Here is a 24,269-nt window from a genome sequence, read left to right on the forward strand (position 1 = left end):
ATCACTGGGATTTTTATGCATAACCATAGGTATACAAAGCATACAGATATTCTCTGGATACTTTAGAATCACATGATAAAGGTATTCTTAAACTGGGTACAAAAAACTAAGCCCTCCTAAAAAAGGACATCTAATTATTTGTTCTCGCTATCAAATTGACAGTTTATTTAAGAATACCTTGCCGCATATTTATTAACTCCTTTTAAATAGTCACTTAAATAATAGCACATAAGAGCATATTTGTAAAGGAATCTCCAATTTTTTATCAAAAAGAGTACATGATTACAAAGTATCTGTAATCATGTACCAATATTTGTTATTTTACAATCTTCCAATTACTCCCGTTCTTTTCAAGTACCAAATCAAATTGAGATACCTGCGTTGCTTTGGTCTGCTGGTCGATATACTCCACTGTCAGCGATACCGTGACTTGATTATCCTTACGATTGTGAATAGGATTTACCAGTTCTTGAAAGATGTACTCTTTTCCGATTGGTTTTAATATCCCGTCATTCACATAGTAGGAAAGTTCACTGGCTGTCGCTGTAGGATAGAGCTTGAAGAACGTCGTTAAAAACTCATTGATTTCATTGGTTGTAATGGAATCAACCGTCCCCTCACTTTCAATGGCTTTTGGTTTATAACTTGATTTCTTAGGTATGTTGGTAATGGTCGGATTCTTAACCAGTACCATATTTCCAGAACCATCTACATAGACACTCACTATATAAGCAGAGTGGACGGTCTTTGTATTTTCTCCCTCTGTAATGAGCTGGTCTACACTGTAGGTTACATTAAACTCATTGTCGCCAGTTGGCTCTACCGTCCATATCTGAAATCCTCTTACAGAAGACGATACAGGAATATCTTTGCGTACTGTATCAACATTGAGAGCTTGAAGTTCATCTGTCAGATAGCCTTTTAGACTTTCCATTCGATTATCAATGGACTTATCGGATTGCTCCCATGAATAGTAGACTTTCGCAAAGTTCTCTACAAAATTTTCTACATGATGAGTATCAACGTATTCCTTTTCTATGATAGTTGTTTCGTGAATAGTATGAGTATCTATAGCTGTAAAGTGCTTGAATATCGCAAAGCTGAAACTAAGCCCTAAAAGTACCCACAAGGCAATCACAACCTTTTTATGAGGATTGACCTTATAGACACGAGGTTTCTTTTCCTTTGGTATCTGTTTTTCTTTATTCTGATTTTTTCTAAATTTCATCATTAAATCTTCCTTTCTCATTGTTTGATTCGTCCTGCTCCCACTAAATGCTGTTGCCAGTAGGGGCTTGTTAAGTCGGCATAACCGATTGGGTCGCCTGCATGAAACATACGGTTATTGCCAAGGTATATCCCAACATGAGTAATATAAGAGCCAGCGTTATAGGTAGAATGAAAGAAAACCAAATCGCCAGCTTGTGCTTCCGATAGTGGGATATGCTGGGTCACATCATATTGCTGTTGTGCGGTTCGTGGTAAGTTAATTCCAGCTTTTCCATACGTCCATTGTGTCAGTCCGCTACAATCAAAAGAAGTAGTCGGGGAAGCTCCACCGTAAACGTATCGCCAGCCCTCATATTTCAGTGCTTCGTCCATGATGGCTTGTACCGTATCATCATCAAACTCTGTTGTGACAAGATACTGCGTTACCAGTTGCACATAAAACATATTGCCATAGTTGTATCGCCAGCCCCCATTGATAGGTATGGCTATGGGATTGGGGTAAGACACTTTTTCGCCACCTGAATACTCTTTTGAGAAACTTTGAGCCAGTTCAAAGGTATATTTATTTCCACGATTAGCCACATACCCTAAGAAACCACCACCATAATTGTAGGACTGGATAACCGATTCTAAATCTACACTGAGCCTTTCGCTACTGGCTAATAATTCACTGAAATACTTCACACCTTGCTTAATGGATTCTTCTGTACTCAATGAATTAGGTGGAAGACCGAGGGATTCCGAGGACTGCATAACATCTTCCGCAGTACCGCCCGATTCCACCTGTATAATCGCAAGAAGTATGTTGACATATTCTTCAACGCCATATTCTTTGGCATATTTTTCTACCATAGGCTTATGAGCCAGCACTTCTGCGGAAACATTCACACCTCCATAATGAATATTGGAAATTCCGCTGTCCTGTTCATCTGAAAATAAAATGGCAACAAACAGAAGCAGTGAGAAGACCATCAAGAATAATCCAGAACCACCAATCACTAAAGTTTTCAACTTCATGGTTTCTTACCGACTTTCTTAATGGTGGCGGTTTTGATTGGTGGTCTACTTCTTGTATTTTGTAGTGGTACTCTTTGAACAGTAGACGGACGTTCTTTTGTGATTGGACGTTGTGAAGTTCTATCTGCTGTAGTGGTTGAAGTTGCTGGCTTTTGAACGGTTTTTTCTTGAACGGTATTGCCTTGGCGTTCCACTTTTGGACTTGAAAAATCGGACTTAACTGCTGGACGCTCTTGTTTGGCTTGTTGAGATTCCTTATATGAAGTCTGAATATTAGACTGTTTTGAGGTCTGTTCATCATGATATTGTTCTTGTCTTGTAGTCGGTCTTTCATGAACAGAAGAAGCAGGCTGTTTTTTCTGTTTGACCTGTTCCATTTCAGAGCGACGCTTCGCAATGGTTTTTCGCCTTTGTTCCTGCTGTTCCTTGCGTCCACTGGCTCTGTCCGCTTTGGTTTGAGAAATACTACTGGTTAAATCACGGACATTCTCTTTTACTTTGGATTTTCCTTGATATACTGCATATCTTGCATTGGTCGGCAAATCTTTAACCTGTTCTTTCAAACCACTAGCAGTGTCTACCATTCTGTCTTTGGTATCAGCTACTGTACCGATGGTTTGACCGATACGTTTTCCAAGTGTTGATTTTTCCTTTCCGTCTGGTCGGGAGTGATCTGCTTGTGTCCTTGCAGAACTCCCCGAACCCGACTGTCCTTTTTTACCTGTAACAATGGCAGACCCAGCCCCTAGAGTAGTCATGGAACGTCCAAGTTTCCGCTGTAGACGGTGCATGTGAGCGTGCATAAGCATACGAGGTTTTCTCATCACACGACTTCCCACACTTTGAGAATCGTTACTCTGTAGAGAAAACATACTCATTAAATCGCCCAGCTTGAAGTAGATTCCTGCAAAGGTCACAATCTGTAGAAAAGCAATCAAAAAGAACGGATAACCAGCCGATAAGGTATAGAGCATGGTTGAAATACTAAATGCTGTCGTAATAATCAATGTGATTCCAGCTCGTGTCAAAATGGTATTAAAGAGCTTTGTTATGGCTCGTTTTGACATACCATCAAATGATGGAATCATGCTTAAAATAAAGCTCACAGGCAGAAACATAGCATAGATGATAAAAAGTACCTGCGAGAAAATCATGATTCCTGTTAATAGGAATACAAATATGGAAATCCCAATATTGAAGACAAATAGGAAGAAGACTGTACCTAAACGGTTAATGGTCTTTGTAATGGTTAGATTGGTATTGCTTCTGTCTTCAATTTCTTCCGCAACAATTTTTTCTCTGTCTTCGCCATTGTTGGAATCTGGGCTGGTGGAGAGCAGGCTTTCCACACGGTCAATACCGATACTTTCAATGTCTGAACTGTTGTATTGAAGCAGTAGCCACGGTTGCTGAACCTGTATGGAAAACAGGCTATCTCTGATTAAGTCCACGCTGTCCTTGCCTTGACTATCGGAATGGGGCATGACAATCTTCGTGCCAAGTGATAAACTGGCATTACTGATGTCTGATGAAAAGTCATTGATTTTTTTAATGTAGTCGGGAGCGTAGGCAATAAAGGAAGCCGATAGGATAAACACCAGCACAAAATTCATAATGGCATGAATTGCCTTTGTGGTTTCTCTCTTTATCAGTCCCGTATAGGCAACATAAACCCCAAGAACCAAAATCAAGAGTAAGAGGAATCCAACATAGAAACCCTCTGTTGAAAATCCGTTTGCACTCACACCAGCTAAGGTCTGCATATTCTTACCAATGGAATCTGCTGTAGCGGAAATGAAGTCTAAGGAATAGGCTTCCTGTACTAAGTAACCTGTCGCATTGGAAACATACAAACTGATTGTCCAAATAAAATTGGTAATGGCATATAGTCCATACATGACCTGTTTTCCAATCCCGTCCGACCAGTTCCACGGAAGCCAGCCCCAGCTATTATCCACATAAAAATCCAGTTGATAGTTTTCAAGTGGGTATCGGCTGTATTCATTTGCCACATTGACCGTATCATCTACCAAGCCCGCAGCTTGAACCACCGTTCCCAGCATGGCTAAAAGAAAAATGGCAATCACAAGTGTGAAAGCCACTGTCATTGCCACTTTACCTAGACGTTTCAGCGTCCAGTTTGATTTTATTCTGTTTACTATTGATGGTTTCACATTTACACCTCTTTTCGCACAGGTGGTCTGGTATCAAAGGCATGGAGCAGTTCTTCAAATACAGGGTGGAACTGTATCACACCGACACGACCATATAAATCACTGATAAGGCATTGCCCGTTTTCCAAATCACGCAATCGCTTCTGATTGTTTTCGTCCTCTGGGTCTACACCAAAAAAGGCTAAGGTCTTTTTAATCTCGTTAAGGTCAGTGGAACGAAATGCAAATTTTAAGCCGAGGTTATTTTTCAGTTTTTCATCTAAGAGGTCGTCTGTATTTTGGGTCACGAAATATACCCCAGCGTTCATAGCACGACCAGCCCGAACCAGCTTCATAGATAGTGTTTTTCCTTGTGCTACCTGTAAAAAGCTCCATGCTTCGTCTAAATCTACAATCTTGAAAATGCTTCGGTCTGTATGGATAAAGTCTAAAGCAAAGGTACTAATGACAATCAGCATAGCAACGGATAAAAGCTCCATAGTGGTATATTCCTCAAAGGAAGTTTCCTTGTCGGGAAGTACCAAGTCCGCAACCTGTATAATGTTCAGTTGTTTTTCTAAGCTGATAGACTGCTCCACATAACCATTACTGAATAATAAATGTGCAAAGTCATAGTCTGTAAAACTTTCGATATGGTCGGCTATACTGGTACTTAGTGGCGTATTCTCAACCCGTAATTCCTCAATCACTTTCATCAACCCTCGTACTTCACTATTGGTTACTGCACGAATGGCTTTTCTAAGGATTGGGAAGCGTTCCCCATCACGAGAGGAAATCCCCGTAAGGAATGTCAGAATATCAATAGCCAGTGATTCAGAATCTTTGGGATTTTTCATAATCACATAAGGGTCAAGTAAGCCTTTGTTTTTCTCATCAGAAGTCAGAGTGACGATATTGATTTCATGGGAAATCTCTGGCAAGGTTTCTTTCCATCTGCCACGTTCTGCTTTTGGGTCTACAATCACTGCTTGTGCCCCATAAAGCACCGCATAATAGACGATAAGGTTATTCGCAAAGGATTTACCACCACCCAGCGAACCAACAAAAGCCGACGCTAACGCATTGGTTACTGAACCCTTAACCCCTTGACTGGCAAGAGCAGGTTTCAGATAGACATTGCGTCCAGTATCTAAGCTGTAGCCAACATAAATCCCCTCATTTTCCCCCAGCATTTGAGTAGCACCAAAACCTAAACCAGCGAGGAAATCAGAGGTCACGTATTGAATATAATCATTCATATAACGCTTGCTGGCAGGTAAAAATTCTTCATGTAAGCCGAGCATATCCCCAAATGGTCGTACCAGTTTTACGCTTAAATCGTCATAAAAATCTTTCACTTCATTACAACGACGTTTGAGTTCGTCAAGATCATTTGCTGATACCCTTACCACATAAGACAGCTTGTACATAGATTCCTTGCTTTGGTCTAAATTGGTTTCCAGCTCATTCACACTTTCCAGAGCTTCCGCCACATTGGAGCTGGTTTCATTATCACTTTGCCAAGCGTGGTTATCCAAGTCTTTCAGTTCTTTCTTTTTATTGCGGACAGTAGATAGGGCTTTACGATTCGCTACAATTTCCACATTCATTGACGTATCAATCGGGAATGTAAATTGCTGTTGCTGGTAGTAGAAGATTTCAGAGGACGGGAAGTCCAGTTCTCCGACAATGCTGTTAATGGTAAAGTAAGCTACATAGACGGTTTCATCTTCCTGCTGGATTTTCAAATATCGCTGTTTTTCTTCCACCAAACAGCGAGTAGGCTTAATCAAGTCATAGTATTTAATCAGCGTTTCATTATCCAGCTTTTTCTTTGATAGATGGTACTCATACTCTTCATAGGCAGTGCCTGTCTGTCCGTAAAGGTGTTCAATCAGATAGCCGAAGTCGTCCTTATCTAACCTGCGGATTTTGAAACGACGAGAGATTTTATTTTCTAAGAGCTTTTCCATCTTCTGAAAACGCAGGATTTCATCATTACTCATACTAACAAAATCGCCCATCAGCTTATGGTTCACATCATAGACAAAATCAGACAAAGCATTTTTTGCTTCAACGGTAAGACTTTTCATAGAAAACTCCTGATCGTTGAGAAGCAACTTAAAGCCGATAAAGAAACGGTAGTTCACTTGATTTTCGCCAATCATGGATATTAAAGCGTCTGTCTGTTGGTCGATTTTGTCATAGGCAACCGCTTTGAGCTTGCCAGTGACTTCATTTTTGGAACGCTCTTGTGCAGAACGTATGCTGGATTCTGTACTGATTTGTAAAGCATGAATTTTGCCATCACGATTTTGTGCGATAAGCTGTCTGAAAGAATCATGCACTTGTATTTTCTGTTCTGGACTTAGAAATGAGTAATTGTAAGGAACAAGCTCATAGTAAGCATAACATTCCCCGTCTTTATTCCAGACGAGATTGTTTTCAATGTATTTAATTGGATATGCCATAAAATTCACTCCTAACTGCTGTAATGGCTTCTTGTGGCTGGTTTCTGCCAAGCGTTACTTTTTTTCCTGCATAGGTCAGCTTTGGTCGCAGTGCATAAGCAATGACAGACTTCAAAAATCCATAAGGCTTTTTACCATCAAAAGTTTTTGTAGACATAAACCATGTGAAAGCCACAGGAATCCCAAAGTATTTGAGAAATGCTCCCTCTATCATGGAAAGAGGGGGCAAGTTGCCAAGTATCATCACTGCAAAGAGTGACACGACAAACCATGTCATTTGCGTAAAGGTTATGGGAAACGGAAGTCTAAAATCATTGATAGAATACAGTACCTTTTCCACAGACCAGATACTGGTATAGCTTCGTATTTTCTTCATGTAATCAATCCTTTCATAAAAAATAGGGGTAGCTGATTGAGCCACCCCGTAAAATAGAAAATCTGCCAGTAGTAATGTACCGACAGATTTAATAGACGATTTCAAAAATCCCATGATTGGTTGAGATAAACGTTCCTGAAAGGTCTAAATCCCGACCATAGGCTTGATAATCAATATAGTTTTGAAGACTAGCTGGTACTTCGCCTAAAGCACCCGTTTCTTCAATGTAGTAGCGTGCCACGTCATACATATCATCACAATCGGAATGAATGATAATATCCTCTTGATGTTCGCTTAGTTCTTCAATGCTTGAAAAATGAGTGAGCAGAGCAGATAGCTCCGATTGTAATTCTTCGGGTAATTCCGATACCATTTCCCATAGTCGATTGAGTTCGCCAATGGAAGTGTATTCGTCAACCGTAAAGGGTAACTCGTAGTCATGAATGGCGTATTCCTCATATTCATCATTCAAGCCGATTTTCTCTTTGACTTCCTCAAAGTCAATGGGAAAGGTAAACCACGCACCGACCAATTCGCCCTCATTGTATTTGCCTAAATTCGCAATATAGACTTGCATATCGTCCATATATTCACGTCCTTTCTTTGTAGAGATTCAAAAATCCCTACCGCACTTCGTTTGGTGTACCATTCCTTTGCGGAACATAAGAAAACCACTTATATTCCACAAAAGAACGGTTTTATTTAAGCACCAATAATGCGATTGAATAGCTCTAGTAAAATGTCTTTTACTCCAGCAGCGTTGAAGACTAAGCCAACCGCAATAATCGCAATAATTAAAAAGCCAATCAGTTTGCTAAACTCACGCTTGAAGCCAAGATACAAGCCAATCACAACGATTGCTAAAAGCACCAGTGATTGAGCGTTTGATAGAAACCAGTTATAAAGGTTTTGTCCAAAATTCATAAAAATGTTCTCCTCTCTATATTCAATGAATTTGTATTTGAGTTATTTTTTTGGGGTATACACTTTCTGGTATGGATAGAGATTCCATGCCAGATTTTTTTATACAAAAAAGAGGACATTTGCTGTCCCCTCGTTATACAATCAATTCACCACAAAAATCATGAAAGAAGGTTAAACAAATGTCCCATAATGATTCTATCCTAAATATTCTTGGAATTAAAGATAAAAATATTAAAATTATTTCTGTTGAAGAAGCTGAACACAACAACGATTCTGTTAAAGAGTATATAACGCTAATAACAGCTACTCTTTCTTATCCGATTAATCGTTGTCGTAACTGTGGCTTTCCCACAGTTAATAAGGATGGCTTTCGCAAAACTCATGTACGACTGGCAAGTTTAAATGGGAGAAGATATGAACTAGAGCTTCGTAAACAACGCTATAAATGTAAATCATGCCATACTACTTTTGGTGCTATTACTAATTTAACCAAAGAAAATCAAACCTTATCCAGTGATCTCAAAAATCAAATCATGCTTTTAGCTCGTAAAGGCTTATCTGGTCAGCTTATTGCTGAAATGTGTCACTGCTCTCCTAGCAGTGTTCGTCGAACAATCTTAGAGCGCATGGAACCACACTATCGTGTGGCTAAGTTGCCTAAGCATCTATGTTTTGACGAGTTTCGTTCAATTAAGTCTGTGATGTCCTTTATCTGTTGTGACGCTGAAACCCACCAAATTGTCACAAAGTTACAGGATCGTCTATCACCTACCATTGTTGATTATTTTGAAAGTCGTTATTCAAAAGCCGAACGCGAATGCGTTCAATCAGTTGTAATTGATTTAAATGCTCAATATCAAAGTTTTATCTATCGCCTTTTCCCTAATGCCAATATCATTATTGATCGCTTCCACCTTGTACAATTAGCTGGTCGCGCTTTGGACAATTGTCGTATCTCTATCCTAAAGCAACTTGATAAACAGAGCCAAGAATATAAAATTATGAAGTCACATTGGAAGCTATTCCATAAAAAAGCTGAAGATCTTCACCCTGAAGAAGTAGTTTTTCTTCGCGGCGTTAAACAATATATGACTCGCCAAAATGCTGTTGATCTCATTACTAGTAAATTTTCCAAGTTCGCTGAAGTATACCAAACTTACCAAGATATCACGAAAGCCCTAAACGAGCGCAATAGTGAATTACTAGAGTCAACCATCTTAGACTACCAAAAAACCAATACAGAAATGGATACTGCTATTCAAACCCTTCGTCAAAACAGAAAATATGTCTTAAATAGCGCTAAATTTGAATACTCTAATGGTCCTTTAGAAGGCATCAATCGCAAAATCAAAACCCTAAAACGAACTTGTTATGGTTTTGCCAATCAAAAATTTTTCTTTTTAAGAATCGATTGTATTTTTTCGTAAAAAAATACCCCCTACATTTTCGTAGGAAGTATTTTTAGTCAACCATACCAGTTGACAGATATCCCACTTAGGACATTTTCCTACAAGGGGTCCCGAGCGCTTAGTGGGAATTTGTACCCCTTATCGATACAAATTCCCCGTAGGCGCTAGGGACCTCTTTAGCTTCTTGGAAGCTGTCAGTAGTATATCTAATAATTTATCTCCATTCCCTTTAGTAACGTGTAACTTTCCAAATTTAAAAAAGCGACTCATAGAATTATTTCCTCCCGTTAAATAATAGATAACTATTAAAAATAGACAATACTTGCTCATAAGTAATGGTACTTAAATTGTTTACTTTGGCGTGTTTCATTGCTTGATGAAACTGATTTTTAGTAAACAGTTGACGATATTCTCGATTGACCCATTTTGAAACAAAGTACGTATATAGCTTCCAATATTTATCTGGAACATCTGTGGTATGGCGGGTAAGTTTTATTAAGACACTGTTTACTTTTGGTTTAGGATGAAAGCATTCCGCTGGCAGCTTAAGCAATTGCTGAATCGAGACTTGAGTGTGCAAGAGCAACCCTAGTGTTCGGTGAATATCCAAGGTACGCTTGTAGAATCCTTCTTCAACAATCAGATAGATGTCAGACGCACGGCTTTCAAAAACCACTTTTTTAATAATTTGTGTGCTTAAATGGTAAGGAATATTCCCAACAATTTTATACCTCTGTTTGTTAGGGAATTGAAACTGTAGAATATCTTGGTGAATTAAAGTGACACGAGTATTCAGTTTTAATTTTTCTGACGATAAGTTGAATAGATGACTGTCTAATTCAATAGACGTTACCTGTTTACTTATTTTAGCCAGTTTCGTCGTTAAATGCCCTTTACCTGTTCCAATTTCGTAAACGGTATCGGTTTCTTTTAAATTCAATTGTTTTATTATTTGGTTGAGTACTTTTTCACTCGTTAAAAAGTTTTGAGAATATTTTATATTTTTGTTCATGTAATCTCTCCTGAAGTGATTACATCTATAAACAAATACAGAAGTTAAACGATTTGTTTGTAATTTTAGTTATCTGTTTAAAAAGTCATAAGATTAGTCACTGGTAGGAATTAATCTAACGTATTTATTTATCTGCGTAATCACTGTTTTTAGTCTGTTTCAAAACAGTAGATGTTTTATCTACATTACGCATTTGGAATACCAACATGACGAATCCCTCCTTCTTAATTACAAATTTTTAGCATCTAATTTAACTTCAATTCCTATTATACAAAATTTTAAGATAATGCACTATCAACACACTCTTAAGTTTGCTTCTAAGTCTTATTTCCATAACTTCTTTTACGTTTCCGCCATTCTTTGCTGTTTCGATTTTTATGATATGGTGCAAGTCAGCACGAACACGAACCGTCTTATCTCCCATTATATCTTTTTTTGGATATCTGTCAACTGGTATGGTTGACAGATATCCTTTTTTTGTTGTTATCACGTCCTGTTCTTTTACTGACTGTTGCTTCAAAATCTGCTTGTGTCGGTCTGTCAGTTTCGCATGGTCGAGAATGTCTTTTACAACCTGCGTCTGGTTGATTTCATCAAGTTTAATCGCAACCTTTAAGGTCGGGGCAACTTGATGAGATAGCCAGTTCAGCGTCCTTTGGAAGGAGTAAGGCTCTGGTTTTGTGGTTAGTTTTAATCGTTCACGATTGTTCCCAATAAACCAAGCCCATTCTTCATTCAGTTTCCAATCAGAACGAGGTTTGGAATCGTCTTTATCTACAAAACGGATATACCGATTGATAATTTTAAAGGCGGTATGCTCTGGATTGTCATAGACGAGTAAATCACGGACTGCATAATAGGCACGCTCATTTTTCAATCGAATCTCAAAACGGTTTTTTACTTCTGCGTCTTCAATGGGAATATCATTTTTCTTGTACTGCTCGTAGTCCTTTTCATAGATACAGAAATAAACTTCACTTTGTAATGAACCGATATAGAGGGTGTTTCCCATACATTCCTTTTCCTCTTTGCGTACCAGTTCGCCACTGCGATAGCTTTTAAAACTGCGGAAGACGGAGATACATTCTTCCTGTTGGCACTTTTCAGTGAGTACAGGGATATTTAAAATCCCTGTCTTATCGTTAATGGCAAGGTCAAGGCGTTTCATCACACCGCCAGCCACCAAAACGTCCATAAAGAACTCATACCAGCTTCTTTGTTGTGCCAGAAGATAGCTTTCAAATTGTCTGCACCCACGACCTTTCAATTCCACCAGAACTCCTTTGTCCAGTTCATGGGAGCAAAGGACGAATATGTCGCCTAAAGCATAATGCTCTGAATAAGAATAGAAACCATAGTCCTCATGAAGAAAATAGGACAGTTTCAGTTGTAAGATGTTTTCGACCACCTGCTGTACGTCTGTTGTCGGAAAGCGAATTCTTACATAATCAAACAGCATTTCAAGGGGAGCGTCGGGATTGAAGCGTTCCAGAGCTTCCCAAAGGGACTGCTGTAAATCCTCTGATGGCTTGACTTTTCCTGTTTCAATATCGCTTAGATACTGCCTTGTAATACCAGTCGCAACAGCTAAACGGTTTTGAGATAGTCCATAAGCCAAGCGTTTTTCTTTTAAATGCTGTAACCAAGTTTGTTCATTCAGTAAAAATCCCTCCAATCAAAAAGGCGTATGTCAACTTTTAAAGCCCATTTGACATACGCTGAAATTTTGTAAATCCCTTGTAACCAAAGGATTTTCTAATGTTTTTTTGACTGTTTCCTGTCGATTTGTACCCCCCTGTTAGATACGGGGGGTTAAGTGCTGGCGTGGCTATTGCCACACCAGCCAGCAAGATCAGTCCACACCTGCGACTTCCGCTTCGCACGTCGCCTGCGTGGACTGTCTGCTGTTGGATAACTTTTTAATTTCCTCCAAGAAATCATATCCTTTTGGTACAAGGGGAGTATAAAACTCTGATATGACACTTGTTCCTACATCAACATAGCCACGACCTTTGATTCGCTTTAAGAAGAAATCCTTTTGTACGTCACTGCCAAACATCATGCCATAGCCCATTTCAGACATACGACCTAAAGCCACTCTGAAATTAAACTGATCACGGATTCCGTCGCCTAAATATTTTGCGTCTGGACGTTGACAAGCCAGTATTAGAAAGAAGCCAGCTTGACGACCTAACATGACAATCTGTTTCAGCTTATTCATAACTGCGGTGTTTTCTTTTGTTCCCAGCATTTCCATGAAAGCGACGTATTCATCAAAGATTAAGAAGTGTGCCGGGAGACCTAAGTAAGCATAATTTTTGCCAGTCTTATAGTTCTTCATCTGCTTCATTTCCTCACTACGTTTCATCATTTCTTCATAGAATGTTTCAATGCAAGAAAGCAAGTCTTCTTTTCTATAGTAGACATTTGCCATCACAGAACCTAAGTCCGCAAGATCAGCATTTTTCGGGTCAAGAATATACAGTTTTGAATCTGTATGAAGCAAGGCTTCAATCAGTGTCAGTATAAAGTAAGTTTTACCGCCACCTGTACCACCAGCAATCAACATATGAGGGAGCTTATCATATTCCCACCATACGTTTTTCATTAAGCGAAGTTTACCATCTTTAGCTTCTACTTCATCAATAGAAATACGACTGGCTATGGTGTCATAGAGCAAAGTATATTCCACATAGGAATCCTTTAACTCTTTATCCGTCAGCTCACAGTACAAGCCACTCTCTAATTTCTTTTCCAAGTGTAAGAGTTGGTCTTGATATTTTCCCAGCGTGATTTCCACCCGTATCTGTATCAAGCCATTTTTAAGTCGATAATACATTTTAGGGAAGTAGGTTATCTTTTCCTTTGTACGACCAGCACTATCTTTAAAGAAACCCTCTGTTTTGACCTGTTCAGATTCATACCACTTGTTTTCAAGTATCATCTTTGCCAGTTTTTGACGGTGGTAAAGTTGTTTAACCGTATCATAGCGAACCCGTTTGAATACAAACGCTACCAGCAAGCAGATAAGAATTGCGACACTGAAACTGATAATTAAATAGGGAATGTCAATCTTATCTGCTTGTGATAGGTTAAAATCCTGCCAGTTGATCTGCTGGATTGTCTTCACATGAAACAGTCCGACAACCAGCAGGAAAACAGGCAGGAGTGACGCTATCGTAAAATGAAAGACTAAATCTTTACCAGATGGGCGAATCCTTTTACCACGCTGTTTCATGCGAAAAAGTCTCCTTTCTACCTAGCGACTATTTGTCTTGTGTCGGTTCTTTCTTTGCTTGTGGTTGAGCTTTGAATGAACTAGAATCCTTTGTCAGCACAATATCGTCTGCCTTGATATACCAGTCAACATCTGCTCCTTGATAGGTGGCAGTAGCAACGGTGTCCGCAATGGGATTGATAAGTTCCACCCGTGCGTTATAATCAAACTCTTTCAAAGGCACGCTGGCAGGAATACTTACTTGAATCATGCGTCCTTGTCCTTTGGATTTTAAGTCATAGGTACGTTCCTTGATTTCATCTGAAACCGACCCGTCTTCATTTTGGATTCTCACTTCACGACGTAGAGCAGAGAATTTCAATTCTCCAAAAGTCGTGTCTTTATCTAATACAATGCCATTTGCTAATCTCATCATTTTTCCTCTCTTTCTTTATTCTTTTATCATGTCGTCAGCATGTAAAAGGTAATTTGTAAAACCACGAGTGCCGATTTTGTAGCCCTCTGCGGTAATACGTGGATTGACTAACTTCACACGTTCCTCAAAGCCGAAATGTTTTTCGCCAGCTTCAGCAGGAAGCACCACCACAATATCATCTGCTCTTTGAACATCAGAATAGAGATTATAGCTTCTTGATAAGACAGTTAGCCGTCCGTTGATTCTTCGCTGAACGACTTTATCCTCGCCAGCAAATTCTAAATTGCCGAATGTTTTTTCCATGTTGGGAATCACAAATTTAAGTTCCATATTTTTACCTATCCTTTCTTTTTTATTGGCTGAATGAATGTTTGATGGTCTTAAAGAGTGGGGAACGACCTTTTGATTCTTGATTTTTTGTTTTCATAAGTTCACTTCCTTTCAAAATCGGGTAAAAAAATAGACACCTCATTTTTTGAAGTGTCTACCTATTAAATATTCAAATTTTATTGGAAGTATCTTTATATCTTCACTTTTCAAGGATAAATCGTCGTATCAAAGCTCATTCATAAGTAGTAAATTAGTAGTAAATTGAGTGGTTTTGACCTTGATAAAGTGTGATAAGTCCAGTTTTTATGCGGATAACTAGATTTTTATGCTATTTTTAAACATAAAAATAGTATCATAATACCCTTTAGCAATCATATAAATGATTTTAAGATAAGCTTCAGATTCTGGTAAATCGCGGTTTTCAATCTGAAAGATAAAATAATCTGCTTTTAATTTATCCTTTTCCTCTATCGCTTTAAAGAGTCCATTAATCAAAATGGTGTCAATACCAACTTTGTTACTAGGTAAAGAGCCTAATAAATCCGTCTTTTGTAACATCTCCCTAGAATATTTAAAATAGAGGGGCAGAGGAAACAAAGTAGAAATCGTTGAAAATAGTTCCAATTCATAATTTCCCCAGATGTCAATAGTAAAAAAATAGTCATAGAGAAAAGTCAGTTCTTCATCCGTTGCCCTTATTTTTGAATCAAAAAACACAAGAAGGCTTTTGATACGAATCATTTATAAAAGATAGCTTGTTTCACCACTTGATCTATACTTTTGAGTCGTCTCTTCATACAAGGAGTGTAGAGAATCAATCCCTTCTCTGTCATATAAATCCCAAAGATTTTCTTGAAAAGCCAAAACCTTTTTCTTAGAAAAACCACGTACCAAGTACATAAATTCATTCAAATCAGAGTGTATGTTATCTAAGGCAGTAATCAATTTCATAGAGGATAAATCTGCTTCTCCACGCTCAAATTTGCTCAGCATGGAATAAGTAAACTCTCCTCCCGTCGCCTCCTGTAGAGATACATTCCGGCTCTTTCTCAATTCTTTAAAAACTTCTCCCAGATTTTGCATATTGACTCCCCACAATTCTTAACTCTCTAACTCATAAAAGTAACGGTTGATAGCAACCAGTACAGAGAATTTTAAGTCTTGACTATAACGACAACTCCTATGAATGATGTACAGATTGCCTAGCTCTTTTTTATTTATGGCTCAATTTCTTAGTCAAGAAGTCTCCCAAGAATTGGATTGCAAAGATAATCAAAATGATAATGATGGTTGCCAAGATAGTCACATCGTGATTGTAGCGGTTAAATCCATAAGCGATGGCTACGTTACCAATACCACCAGCTCCAACCGCACCGGCCATAGCTGTTTCCCCAACAAGGGAAATCAAGGTCACAGTCGTCACACGAATCAAATCTGGAAGACCTTCTGATAGGTAAACACCTACGATATCCCAGAAGGTCGCTCCGCTCGCTTGAGCCGCCTCAATGACACCGCCATCCAATTCAGCCAAGACAACCTGCACCTGACGGGCAAAGAAGGCAAAGACTGCAAAAGATAGGGGTACGATAGCTGCATTTGGACCAATGCTTGTTCCTACGATTAGATGAGAGAAGGGTGACAAGACTGCCAAGAGAATAATAAAGGGAACCGCACGGAAAATAGAGGTGATTTTATCCAAAATCCAGAAAACAACTTTATTTTCCAAAACACCACCCGGCGCTGTCAAGACAAGGAAAAGGCCTGCCACTAGCCCCAAGAAACCTCCGATGATAAAGGACAGAACTGTCATATAAAGAGTTAGGTAGATGGCTGTTCCCCAGCCTGCTTGACCAGCCCAGCCCATTTTATAGACATTTGGCAAATAGGTTTGAATCAATGATTCCATCTTACTGTCCTCCCTTCAATACTTTTAGCTGTACGCCTGCTTGACGAATGGCTTCTTGGGCACCTGCCAACGCTGCTTTTTCACCTGACAAGACCACAACTAATTCTCCAACAGGAGTACCATCGAGAATTTCGATATTCCCATAGAGAATATTAGCCGTTACTTGGTAATGCTTGTACAACTCATTCAAAAGTGGCTCGTCTGTTGAAGCACCTGCATACTTGAGCTGTACCAAAATGCTATTTTCAGACAAGTATTCCACGATTTCTTGCTTCTCGATTTTGACCATGGCTTCGTCAATACCTGTGGCTGTTGAGATAAAGTCTTGAGTCAAAGGTTGTTTAGGGTCTGAGAAGATTTCAAGGACACTACCCTCTTCAATCAAATGTCCGTCCTGCATAACTGCTACACGGTTGGCAATGTCTTTGACAATCTGCATTTCATGCGTAATCAAGATAACTGTCAAGCCTAATTTTTGGTTTAAATCTTGCAACAAGGCCAAAATCTGCTTGGTTGTCTTCGGATCAAGGGCAGAAGTTGACTCGTCTGAAATCAAGATTTTTGGATCATTTGCCAAGGCACGCGCAATGGCCACACGCTGTTTTTGCCCTCCAGATAGCTGTGAAGGGTAATTTTCAGCACGGTCTGCCAAGCCAACCAAGTCCAACAACTTAGCTACTTTAGCCTTCTTTTCTTCCTTGCTGAGTCCAGAATGTTTAAGGGCAAAGGCTACATTCTCCTCTGCAGTCTTCTGGCTCATCAGATTGAAATGCTGGAAAATCATTCCAATATCCTGACGTTTACGACGCAACTGCTCTGCTGTCAAGGTCACCTTACCATCAAAAATCACATCGTCGTCAATGGTAATTTTCCCTGCAGATGGTTTTTGCAAGAGGTTAATTACCCGTACAAGGGTTGATTTCCCTGCTCCAGAATATCCAACGATTCCGTAGATATCCCCTTCTTGGATATGAATGGTCACATCCTTGACCGCTGTGATAGTTCTCTTCCTTTGGTGAAAAGTCACATCGATCTGATCTAACTTGATAATATCTCTACTCATAGCTTCTAATCAGCTCCTCTACTAATTCAATATGGGTGTAGTAATCGGCGATTCGCACGTTTTCATCTCCACCGTGATCTCGACTATTGGCATTTCCTAGACCGAAAGCCACCATTGGCACCTCTAGGGCATCAAAGACCGTATGCATAGGCCCTGTCCCCGCTGTCGTCGGCAAGACTGAAACGCCCTGTGGATAGAATTTCTTAGCCAACTCGATCACATTGAGAATGGCTGGCGCGCTCATATCGCTTCGATAGCTCATCTCTCCCAAGGTATAGTATAATTCTACCTTATCAAAGCCATTTTTGTCTAGCTGTTTCCGAATTTTTTCCAGAACATCATGCGGTTCTAAGCCCGGAACCAGACGAACCTCTAGCTTAGCGCTGGCTTCTGCAGGCAAAATAGTCTTAACACCCTGACCTTGATAACCAGACTGGATTCCTTCGATATTAAGGGCTGGCTCGAAAAAGAAACGTTTTAGAAAGGCCATCCGCTCCTCCTGTAAGAGAGGCAACTCCAATCCATAAATCCGACTAACTTCCTCTGGGTTTCGTTGACCATAAGTTTCTAGCAAGGCCATTTCTCGTTCATTTGGCTCTTGTACTTCTTCGTACAAGCCTTCAACCAAGATACGGCCATCTGCAGCGCGAAGAGACTGCAGGGCTTGAAGGAGATACCATGGAGCTGATTCCACAACCCCACCATAACTAGAATGGATATCGACATCCGCACTTTTTACCTTGGCATCAAAGGTCACAATCCCTTTATTTCCACCAGAAATTTCCAGCTGTTCCAAGGCATTTTTGGTTCCTTGTTCCCAGACCAACAAATCCGCCCCACGGAGTTTATCCGCATGTTTTTCCAGATACTTATCCAGGTCTGTCGAAGCCGATTCCTCCGCTCCCTCCATGATAAAACTGATATTGACAGGCAAATCATCATGGTCCTGCATATATTTTCTCAAAGCACTCAAACGAGCTGTGATATGACCCTTATCATCGTCAACCCCACGCCCATACATGAAGCCATTGCGCACCGAAAGAGTAAAAGGATCCTCTGTCCAGACCTGATCCCCATCCGCTGGCACAGTGTCATAGTGGTTATAGAAAATCAAGGTCTTAGCATCTGGGCGCGAACTCTTGAAATGCGCCATGACAAAAGGCGCCGTGTAAGTCTCATCAATCTCCACTTCAGCCCCCACACGCTTGAAAATCTCACCCAGATAGTTTGCGACTTCCTTAAGTCCAACCTGCTGGGCAAAGACCGACTTCTTAGAAATCAAGGTACGCAAAACCTCAAAATAATGCTGGGCTACATGATCCTTTTCAAATTTTTCAATCTGTTCTTGTTCACTAGGAAAAACCATATTCTCTCTACCTTTCTATGAACTACTCTTCCTGACAATCCATGCTCTATACAAAAGCAAGAGGTGGAATTCTCTCTCCCACCTCCCTGTTTCTTATTACCAAACTGGTTGATCCAAACCGTCTGATGTTTCTTCGATAACTTTTTTCACGTCATCTGTGTGGTAAGCTGCGATCACTTTCTTGATAGCATCAGCCTTTGGTGATGTTTCCCAATCTTTTTTCGCAACGATGATGTTGTACCATTGTTTTGAGTTTTCATCAGCTTGTTCTTTGAAAAGTGCTTTCTTGTAGTCCAATTTTGCTTCTGTAACGAAGGTATTGTTTACAACAGCAGCGTCAACTGATGATAATGAACGAGCTGTTTGGCTAGCGTCCAATTCAGTGATTTTCAAGTTCTTTGGATTTTCTTTGATGTTAGCAACTGTTGCAAGAGCAGTTCCTGAAACGTCCAATTTAATCAAGCCAGCTGATTGAAGCAAGTAAAGCGCACGGCTTTCGTTTGTAGCATCGTTCGGTACAGCGATTTCTCCGTTTGCTGGGATGTCTTCTACTTTAGTGTACTTGTTGTCACTTCCATTCAAACCTGAGTAAAGGCGGATTGGAGAGATGTAAGTATCAGCAATCGCTACAAGGTCTTTTCCGTTTTCTTTGTTCCAGTTGTTCAAGAAGTTGTAGTGTTGGAAAGCGTTCAAGTCTACTTCGCCATCAGCAGTTGCCTTGTTTGGTTGTGAGTAGTCTGTGAACTCTGTAAATTCCAAGGTAATTCCGTCTTTTTTAACCAATTCTTGAACTTTATCCCAACGAGCTTCTTCAGAACCGCTACGGTTAACAGTTGCGATTTTGATAGTTGTTGCATTGTCTGCTTTCTTTTCTGAGTTTCCGCAAGCTGCAAGAGCCAAACCTGCGACTGTAGCAAGGGCTGCTAGGCCAAGCCATTTTTTGATTTTCATGATTCTTTCTCCTTAAAAATAATACCGTACTAGTATCTCATACTTTGTTTTATTTCACAAATTGTTATTAGATAGTCAGATATATAGTTTAAAACTATATATCTAAGAACTGAGAAATCACCCATCTTATTCAGAATGGATGATTTCAAGAAATTATTTAATATCAGCCTCTGCTGGTAGGTAAGTGTCTCCGAAGAATTGTTTAGACAATTTTTCAAGCGTTCCGTCTTTGTAGAGTTCTTTAATGCGTTTGTCTACAAATGATTTCAACTCATCTTGACCTTGAGCAAGAAGCGGGTAAACGTACGGTTGTTGGTCGCTTGGAAGTTCAATGACTTTCAAGTTATCCAAACCTTGGTTCTTGATCACTGTTTCAACACCGATTTTATCAAAAATCTTATAGTCAAATTGGCCATCGCTCAAACGTACCATGATTTGTTGGAAGTCTGCCTTAGTATAGTTAAGGATAGTTGGGTTGTCCGGGTGTTCAGCGTTGTATGCTTCTAACTGCTTAGCTGAGGTAGTGGCTTGAACGACTTCCGTCGATTTTCCACCGATATCAGCGAGAGACTTGATACTAGAGTCATCTTTCTTCACTACAAGGACATTAGGGTTTTGGGCAATTGGTGCGGCATAAAGGTATTTTTCCGCACGTTCTTTAGTGTAGCTAAGATTGTTGACAGCCATATTGTAACGGTCAGCGTCAAGACCAGCAAAGACACCTGACCATTCTGTCTTTTCAAATTTGACATCATACTTGTCAGAGTCTTTAAAGATAGCGCGAACGACTTCAATCTCGTAACCAGTCAATTCGCCATTTTCTTCATAGATAAATGGTTTTGGCGAGCCATTGGTTGCAACGATGATTTCTTTCTTGCTAGCTGCTTCTCCCTCTTTCTTAGCACCACCTGAGCAAGCCGCAAGCACACCTGCAGCAACAAGAGCAAGGGCTGCAAGAGATGAGTATTTAACGATTTTTTTCATGTCATTTCCTCCAAAATAGAATACCTTATAATCTTAACAGAAAAAGACTATTTACGCCATTATATGATATCTATATCTGTGATAGGTTTTCTTTATGGCTGATTTATACTCAGTGAAAATCAAAGAGCAAACNNTCAAAACACTGTTTTGAGGTTGGAGATAAGACTGACGAAGTCAGTTACATATACCTACGGAAAGGCAAAGCTGACGTGGTTTGAAGAGATTTTCGAAGAGTATTAAAAGACCAAACGCAAGACTGCAATTAAGACCACTCCAAAGAGAACTGTTCCGACTAGATTGCGGTAGCGAAAGGCTACCCAAGCTGTTGGAAAGATGGATAAGAAGTCCAGCCATTTGATTTGAGGAAGACTCCCAACATTACCTGTCACTACGCTTGAAAGAATCAAAGCAAAGATAATAGAAACGGGCAAGAACTTCAAAAAATGCTCAACAATCGCAGGCAAGCCCTTATACTTGACCAAGATGAAAGGAATCATACGGGGAATCCAGGTCACAAGACCAGAGAAAATAACTGCTAATAAAAGATACTTACTGACCATCTAAAACCACCCCCATTGTACAACCTAGCAAGGTCGCAAACAGAACAGCTAGTGACTGAGACACCACTGTCAAGAGCAAAAAGAAGGACACCGCAACAACTGCTAGGATAATGAGCAGATTGCGGACAGGAATCCGTCTTTGCATAATCTGGAATTGCGAAGCAAAAATGCCGATGAACATCCCAACTAGGGCAAAATCCAAACCAAAGATTTCTGGATTTGGCAGCAGGCCACCTAGAGCCGTTCCGACCACTGTTCCCACAAACCAAGCTACATAGCTGTTGAGATTGTTTCCGTGCATCCACATCGGATTGACCTTATCTGTATGGGCCAATTCGCCCATCAAAACACCATAAGTCTCATCTGTCAAGATACTAGACATACCGATATTGTGCCAGATACTGGTATGACGGAAATAGGTTGACGCATGCAAGCTCAGCAAAAAGAGACGCAAATTGATCAAAAAAACCGTCATAGCAATAGCTGCCACAGGTGCTTGAACCGCAATTAGTGCCAGCATGGCAAACTGGGCACTCCCAGCATAAACAAAGAGGCTCATCAATCCCATCTCAACAGGTGTCACATAGGGAGCACCGATAATCCCACAGGCTAGGCCGATACTGACATAACCAAGGGCTGTTGGCATGGCTGCCTGCGCCCCCTCCCAAAATCCTTTTTCTTTCATCTTTCTCCTCATATTGTCTTAATAAATGGGCTGATAAGAATCCAGCCACAGCATGGACTATTATAACACATTCAGGAAAGAGAAAAAAGTCTGTTGATTGTAGCTATCATAAAAAGACTGGCAGTCCAGTCTCAAACATAAATTATAGAAATTCTTCACTAAATACTTTCACGAAGATTCAGAAGCATGACAAAGGCAACTAGAAGAAATAGCAATAAAACAAAGCTAACTGCCAGAGTTCCAAAGCTAGTAGCAATGGTTACCAAAGCTATTGTAAATAAGCTAGGTAAAACAACCGTAATGGCACCGATAGAAGATTGAACTGCTCCCATTGACTCCTCAGGTATTTGTTTAAAGACGAGTTCTTGCAATCTAGGAGAGAGAACACCTGCGAAAAAGGCATCCACGGCACTAAAGATGAGAATCCAGTCAAAACGAACTGTAGCAAATCCTACTAGAAGAAGCAACTGGATGACAAGTGAGGCATAGAGAGCTGTTTTGATAGAAATCATATTTTTCAGATAGCCACTTACAAGGCTTCCGACAATCAGGGCTGACAGTTCAAAAGTGGATAGCAAGGCAAGAGATTGACCTGTTTGTAAATTCAAAAAGGGTTGATTCCTCAAAAACAGAGTAGAAACAGGAACTGTAACATTTATCACTGCCTGACTAATAGAAATAATAAACAAAACCAAGAGCACCTTATTCATATTCCATATCAATTTCGATGATTGGAGCAAATGCTGGCAAAAGGATTTTACAGAGAGTCCTTCTTGATAGCTAATCGTTTTTTCTACTTTCAAGAGGTCAGTTTTTATGAAAAGGATACCTAAAAATGCGATTAAAAAGGTAAGAGCATTCAGTAAGGAAATAAACTGGATGGATAGAATACCTAGTAAGACTCCTCCTAAAATATTACTGATTGTTTTCACTAAACTAACAGTTGACTGTTTAAACCCAATAGCTTCTGCCAAATGGTCTTGCCCAATAATTCTAATGAAAATCGGAGTGAGCATGGTGCCTGAAAAATAACTCAATGTGTCAGACAAGAGGTTAATCAGACAAATAAAGGCTACTAGTACTAAGGAAAAGGACTGCCCTGAAAGTGATAAAGAAACGATAGAGTAAAGCAAAAATTTTGCAAAACTAATGACTGTGTATTTCAAGACACGATGATGTTGAAAATCCGCCAAAACTCCCAGAAAGATTTGTAGAACTTGGGGCAGGGTTTCTGAAATCGTGATAAGTAAAATCGCCAAAGGGGCAAAAGAGGCATCTGCCACATAATTCAAAAAGGCCAGATAAAAAATCGTATCCCCAAGTGTTGAAATCCACTGGTTGATGGTTAATTGCCTAAAATCTCTGTTTTGAAGAAATACTTTCATTATAACTCCTTTTTAAGTTCAAATGGGAATCTTTCCCCAGAAATAGACCGCGATACTACTCACAACCAAAATTACAGCAACGGTAAAATTTGACCAATGCCATTGTAGACTATATGCAGTCCAATAGGCCAATAAATGGACTTGGTTACTCTAAACAAGATGGCAAATATGAGGCCACCACCCATATATACAAAAAAGTCTGTTAAAACCCAACCGTGATTACTAATGTGCAAGACCCCAAATAAAATAGCAGAACCAAGTACATCTAGTCCCCATTTCTTTCCTTTTTCCAGAGCTGTCATCACCAATCCCCGATAAATCATGTCTTCAAAAATGGGACCTGCTATAACAGGATAGAAAAAATACATCAAAAATGCTGTAGCTCCTGTAAAAGTAGGAACATCCAGTTGATAAGCAATTTCATTTTTGGTAGGAGGGAAAAGAAAAAAGGTGACGAAATTCCAAACAACAAAAGCAAGCAGAGCTAGGAAGGAATAGAAAAGATAGGATCCTTTAAACTTTCTACTCTTGATTTTCTGCCATTTGCCTGACTTAACCATAGCAAAAAAAGCAATAAAAACGACAAGAAAATGCAACATCATATCCGACAGATAATAACCAAAGTCAGATAGAACAAGAGCAAAGTCGCTAGATAAAACCAGACCACTAAGGTACTGATAAGCAAGGACGAGTAGAATCGCTATAAAAAAGTAGTATCTTGAAGTTATCTTTCCCATTTTATTTTCTCCTATACTATGAAATAAAGACAGCCCCTACCCAAGAAAAAGGCAAGG

Annotated in this window: 26 protein-coding genes and 2 pseudogenes; 1 reads left to right on the forward strand and 27 read right to left on the reverse strand. The window is 39.7% G+C overall.

Going from position 1 to position 24,269, the window contains the following annotated elements:
- The 8 genes and pseudogenes from HT719_RS11975 to HT719_RS00645 all read right to left on the reverse strand — a co-directional run.
- Nucleotides 1–72: pseudogene (locus tag HT719_RS11975) on the reverse strand (tetracycline resistance determinant leader peptide); the annotation flags it as partial.
- A gap of 244 nt (nt 73–316) precedes the next feature.
- Entirely contained in the window at nt 317–1,249 is a 933-nt protein-coding gene (locus HT719_RS00615) for a conjugal transfer protein (RefSeq protein ID WP_001224319.1), read from the reverse strand.
- Nucleotides 1,246–2,247 (reverse strand): bifunctional lysozyme/C40 family peptidase, encoded by a 1,002-nt coding sequence (locus HT719_RS00620; protein ID WP_000769868.1) that lies wholly within the window; start codon nt 2,245–2,247, stop codon nt 1,246–1,248. The genes HT719_RS00615 and HT719_RS00620 overlap by 4 nt, the downstream gene beginning before the upstream one ends.
- A complete protein-coding gene (locus HT719_RS00625) occupies nt 2,244–4,421 on the reverse strand; it encodes a membrane protein (RefSeq protein WP_000804748.1) in 2,178 nt (725 codons plus the stop codon). The genes HT719_RS00620 and HT719_RS00625 overlap by 4 nt, the downstream gene beginning before the upstream one ends.
- A 2-nt stretch (nt 4,422–4,423) precedes the next feature.
- The gene (locus HT719_RS00630; protein WP_000331160.1) at nt 4,424–6,871 is read right to left on the reverse strand and encodes an ATP-binding protein; all 2,448 of its coding nucleotides are present in this window, start codon (nt 6,869–6,871) and stop codon (nt 4,424–4,426) included.
- A complete protein-coding gene (locus HT719_RS00635) occupies nt 6,855–7,247 on the reverse strand; it encodes a conjugal transfer protein (RefSeq protein WP_000723888.1) in 393 nt (130 codons plus the stop codon). Before HT719_RS00635 ends, HT719_RS00630 begins: the two co-directional genes overlap by 17 nt.
- Before the next feature lie 88 nt (nt 7,248–7,335).
- A complete protein-coding gene (locus HT719_RS00640; RefSeq protein WP_000342539.1) occupies nt 7,336–7,833 on the reverse strand; it encodes an antirestriction protein ArdA in 498 nt (165 codons plus the stop codon).
- 116 nt (nt 7,834–7,949) lie between these two features.
- Nucleotides 7,950–8,171: a hypothetical protein gene (locus tag HT719_RS00645; RefSeq protein ID WP_001009056.1), complete on the reverse strand. Its 222-nt coding sequence runs from the start codon at nt 8,169–8,171 to the stop codon at nt 7,950–7,952.
- A gap of 179 nt (nt 8,172–8,350) precedes the next feature.
- Between HT719_RS00645 and HT719_RS00650 the strand changes: the two genes are divergently transcribed.
- Complete coding sequence (locus tag HT719_RS00650; RefSeq protein WP_000019067.1) at nt 8,351–9,598, forward strand: ISL3 family transposase; 1,248 nt, start codon at nt 8,351–8,353, stop codon at nt 9,596–9,598.
- 256 nt (nt 9,599–9,854) lie between these two features.
- On the opposite strand, the gene erm(B) is transcribed toward HT719_RS00650, so the two are convergent.
- The 19 genes and pseudogenes from erm(B) to HT719_RS00735 all read right to left on the reverse strand — a co-directional run bounded on the left by erm(B) (nt 9,855) and on the right by HT719_RS00735 (nt 24,212).
- Nucleotides 9,855–10,592, reverse strand: coding sequence for a 23S rRNA (adenine(2058)-N(6))-methyltransferase Erm(B) (erm(B), locus tag HT719_RS00655; RefSeq protein WP_001038795.1), 738 nt, complete (start codon nt 10,590–10,592; stop codon nt 9,855–9,857).
- 124 nt (nt 10,593–10,716) lie between these two features.
- Nucleotides 10,717–10,800: a 23S rRNA methyltransferase attenuation leader peptide gene (locus tag HT719_RS00660; RefSeq protein WP_001814874.1), complete on the reverse strand. Its 84-nt coding sequence runs from the start codon at nt 10,798–10,800 to the stop codon at nt 10,717–10,719.
- A 48-nt stretch (nt 10,801–10,848) separates the two neighbouring features.
- A complete protein-coding gene (locus HT719_RS11380) occupies nt 10,849–11,016 on the reverse strand; it encodes an MLS leader peptide (RefSeq protein WP_000502600.1) in 168 nt (55 codons plus the stop codon).
- Nucleotides 11,017–11,064: 48 nt separating this feature from the next.
- Nucleotides 11,065–12,267, reverse strand: a pseudogene (mobT, locus tag HT719_RS00665) (MobT family relaxase); the annotation flags it as partial.
- A 22-nt stretch (nt 12,268–12,289) separates the two neighbouring features.
- Nucleotides 12,290–12,442 carry a hypothetical protein gene (locus tag HT719_RS00670; RefSeq protein WP_000879507.1) on the reverse strand — a complete coding sequence of 51 codons (153 nt, stop codon included), beginning with the start codon at nt 12,440–12,442 and terminating at the stop codon, nt 12,290–12,292.
- Nucleotides 12,443–12,444: 2 nt separating this feature from the next.
- On the reverse strand, nt 12,445–13,830 hold the full coding sequence (locus HT719_RS00675) for an FtsK/SpoIIIE domain-containing protein (protein WP_000813488.1): 1,386 nt from the start codon (nt 13,828–13,830) through the stop codon (nt 12,445–12,447).
- Nucleotides 13,831–13,858: 28 nt separating this feature from the next.
- Nucleotides 13,859–14,245 carry a YdcP family protein gene (locus tag HT719_RS00680; protein WP_000985015.1) on the reverse strand — a complete coding sequence of 129 codons (387 nt, stop codon included), beginning with the start codon at nt 14,243–14,245 and terminating at the stop codon, nt 13,859–13,861.
- A gap of 15 nt (nt 14,246–14,260) precedes the next feature.
- A complete protein-coding gene (locus HT719_RS00685) occupies nt 14,261–14,575 on the reverse strand; it encodes a YdcP family protein (protein WP_000420682.1) in 315 nt (104 codons plus the stop codon).
- 315 nt (nt 14,576–14,890) lie between these two features.
- Nucleotides 14,891–15,316 carry a hypothetical protein gene (locus HT719_RS11385; RefSeq protein WP_240156536.1) on the reverse strand — a complete coding sequence of 142 codons (426 nt, stop codon included), beginning with the start codon at nt 15,314–15,316 and terminating at the stop codon, nt 14,891–14,893.
- On the reverse strand, nt 15,317–15,658 hold the full coding sequence (locus HT719_RS11390) for a helix-turn-helix transcriptional regulator (protein WP_240156537.1): 342 nt from the start codon (nt 15,656–15,658) through the stop codon (nt 15,317–15,319).
- A gap of 130 nt (nt 15,659–15,788) precedes the next feature.
- Nucleotides 15,789–16,481 (reverse strand): methionine ABC transporter permease, encoded by a 693-nt coding sequence (locus HT719_RS00695; protein ID WP_000444647.1) that lies wholly within the window; start codon nt 16,479–16,481, stop codon nt 15,789–15,791.
- Between the two features lies 1 nt (nt 16,482).
- Nucleotides 16,483–17,544, reverse strand: a complete 1,062-nt coding sequence (locus HT719_RS00700) for a methionine ABC transporter ATP-binding protein (RefSeq protein WP_172927901.1) — start codon at nt 17,542–17,544, stop codon at nt 16,483–16,485.
- Nucleotides 17,537–18,910, reverse strand: coding sequence for a M20/M25/M40 family metallo-hydrolase (locus HT719_RS00705; protein ID WP_172927904.1), 1,374 nt, complete (start codon nt 18,908–18,910; stop codon nt 17,537–17,539). The genes HT719_RS00700 and HT719_RS00705 overlap by 8 nt, the downstream gene beginning before the upstream one ends.
- 96 nt (nt 18,911–19,006) lie before the next feature.
- Nucleotides 19,007–19,861 (reverse strand): MetQ/NlpA family ABC transporter substrate-binding protein, encoded by an 855-nt coding sequence (locus tag HT719_RS00710; RefSeq protein ID WP_050207619.1) that lies wholly within the window; start codon nt 19,859–19,861, stop codon nt 19,007–19,009.
- 153 nt (nt 19,862–20,014) lie between these two features.
- A complete protein-coding gene (locus tag HT719_RS00715; RefSeq protein WP_000724930.1) occupies nt 20,015–20,845 on the reverse strand; it encodes an amino acid ABC transporter substrate-binding protein in 831 nt (276 codons plus the stop codon).
- Between the two features lie 236 nt (nt 20,846–21,081).
- Entirely contained in the window at nt 21,082–21,405 is a 324-nt protein-coding gene (locus HT719_RS00720) for an AzlD domain-containing protein (protein ID WP_172927906.1), read from the reverse strand.
- Nucleotides 21,395–22,090, reverse strand: coding sequence for an AzlC family ABC transporter permease (locus HT719_RS00725; RefSeq protein ID WP_172927908.1), 696 nt, complete (start codon nt 22,088–22,090; stop codon nt 21,395–21,397). The genes HT719_RS00720 and HT719_RS00725 overlap by 11 nt, the downstream gene beginning before the upstream one ends.
- Before the next feature lie 158 nt (nt 22,091–22,248).
- Complete coding sequence (locus HT719_RS00730) at nt 22,249–23,475, reverse strand: MFS transporter (protein WP_172927910.1); 1,227 nt, start codon at nt 23,473–23,475, stop codon at nt 22,249–22,251.
- Between the two features lie 71 nt (nt 23,476–23,546).
- Complete coding sequence (locus HT719_RS00735; protein ID WP_023935534.1) at nt 23,547–24,212, reverse strand: CPBP family intramembrane glutamic endopeptidase; 666 nt, start codon at nt 24,210–24,212, stop codon at nt 23,547–23,549.
- Nucleotides 24,213–24,269 lie beyond the last annotated feature (57 nt).

Origin of the sequence: Streptococcus sp. k-378 (assembly GCF_013277505.1) — a bacterium.
In the GTDB taxonomy this organism is placed as follows: domain Bacteria; phylum Bacillota; class Bacilli; order Lactobacillales; family Streptococcaceae; genus Streptococcus; species Streptococcus pseudopneumoniae.

What these genes read in the sequence shown, in the direction of transcription:
- HT719_RS00615 (WP_001224319.1), bottom strand. Translation starts at nt 1,249, where the DNA reads ATGAGAAAGGAAGATTTAATGATGAAATTTAGAAAAAATCAGAATAAA.
- HT719_RS00620 (WP_000769868.1), bottom strand. Translation starts at nt 2,247, where the DNA reads ATGAAGTTGAAAACTTTAGTGATTGGTGGTTCTGGATTATTCTTGATG.
- HT719_RS00630 (WP_000331160.1), bottom strand. Translation starts at nt 6,871, where the DNA reads ATGGCATATCCAATTAAATACATTGAAAACAATCTCGTCTGGAATAAA.
- HT719_RS00635 (WP_000723888.1), bottom strand. Translation starts at nt 7,247, where the DNA reads ATGAAGAAAATACGAAGCTATACCAGTATCTGGTCTGTGGAAAAGGTA.
- HT719_RS00640 (WP_000342539.1), bottom strand. Translation starts at nt 7,833, where the DNA reads ATGGACGATATGCAAGTCTATATTGCGAATTTAGGCAAATACAATGAG.
- HT719_RS00645 (WP_001009056.1), bottom strand. Translation starts at nt 8,171, where the DNA reads ATGAATTTTGGACAAAACCTTTATAACTGGTTTCTATCAAACGCTCAA.
- HT719_RS00650 (WP_000019067.1), top strand. Translation starts at nt 8,351, where the DNA reads ATGTCCCATAATGATTCTATCCTAAATATTCTTGGAATTAAAGATAAA.
- HT719_RS00660 (WP_001814874.1), bottom strand. Translation starts at nt 10,800, where the DNA reads ATGTTGGTATTCCAAATGCGTAATGTAGATAAAACATCTACTGTTTTG.
- HT719_RS11380 (WP_000502600.1), bottom strand. Translation starts at nt 11,016, where the DNA reads ATGGGAGATAAGACGGTTCGTGTTCGTGCTGACTTGCACCATATCATA.
- HT719_RS00675 (WP_000813488.1), bottom strand. Translation starts at nt 13,830, where the DNA reads ATGAAACAGCGTGGTAAAAGGATTCGCCCATCTGGTAAAGATTTAGTC.
- HT719_RS00680 (WP_000985015.1), bottom strand. Translation starts at nt 14,245, where the DNA reads ATGATGAGATTAGCAAATGGCATTGTATTAGATAAAGACACGACTTTT.
- HT719_RS00685 (WP_000420682.1), bottom strand. Translation starts at nt 14,575, where the DNA reads ATGGAACTTAAATTTGTGATTCCCAACATGGAAAAAACATTCGGCAAT.
- HT719_RS11385 (WP_240156536.1), bottom strand. Translation starts at nt 15,316, where the DNA reads ATGATTCGTATCAAAAGCCTTCTTGTGTTTTTTGATTCAAAAATAAGG.
- HT719_RS11390 (WP_240156537.1), bottom strand. Translation starts at nt 15,658, where the DNA reads ATGCAAAATCTGGGAGAAGTTTTTAAAGAATTGAGAAAGAGCCGGAAT.
- HT719_RS00695 (WP_000444647.1), bottom strand. Translation starts at nt 16,481, where the DNA reads ATGGAATCATTGATTCAAACCTATTTGCCAAATGTCTATAAAATGGGC.
- HT719_RS00700 (WP_172927901.1), bottom strand. Translation starts at nt 17,544, where the DNA reads ATGAGTAGAGATATTATCAAGTTAGATCAGATCGATGTGACTTTTCAC.
- HT719_RS00705 (WP_172927904.1), bottom strand. Translation starts at nt 18,910, where the DNA reads ATGGTTTTTCCTAGTGAACAAGAACAGATTGAAAAATTTGAAAAGGAT.
- HT719_RS00710 (WP_050207619.1), bottom strand. Translation starts at nt 19,861, where the DNA reads ATGAAAATCAAAAAATGGCTTGGCCTAGCAGCCCTTGCTACAGTCGCA.
- HT719_RS00715 (WP_000724930.1), bottom strand. Translation starts at nt 20,845, where the DNA reads ATGAAAAAAATCGTTAAATACTCATCTCTTGCAGCCCTTGCTCTTGTT.
- HT719_RS00720 (WP_172927906.1), bottom strand. Translation starts at nt 21,405, where the DNA reads ATGGTCAGTAAGTATCTTTTATTAGCAGTTATTTTCTCTGGTCTTGTG.
- HT719_RS00725 (WP_172927908.1), bottom strand. Translation starts at nt 22,090, where the DNA reads ATGAAAGAAAAAGGATTTTGGGAGGGGGCGCAGGCAGCCATGCCAACA.
- HT719_RS00730 (WP_172927910.1), bottom strand. Translation starts at nt 23,475, where the DNA reads ATGAAAGTATTTCTTCAAAACAGAGATTTTAGGCAATTAACCATCAAC.
- HT719_RS00735 (WP_023935534.1), bottom strand. Translation starts at nt 24,212, where the DNA reads ATGGGAAAGATAACTTCAAGATACTACTTTTTTATAGCGATTCTACTC.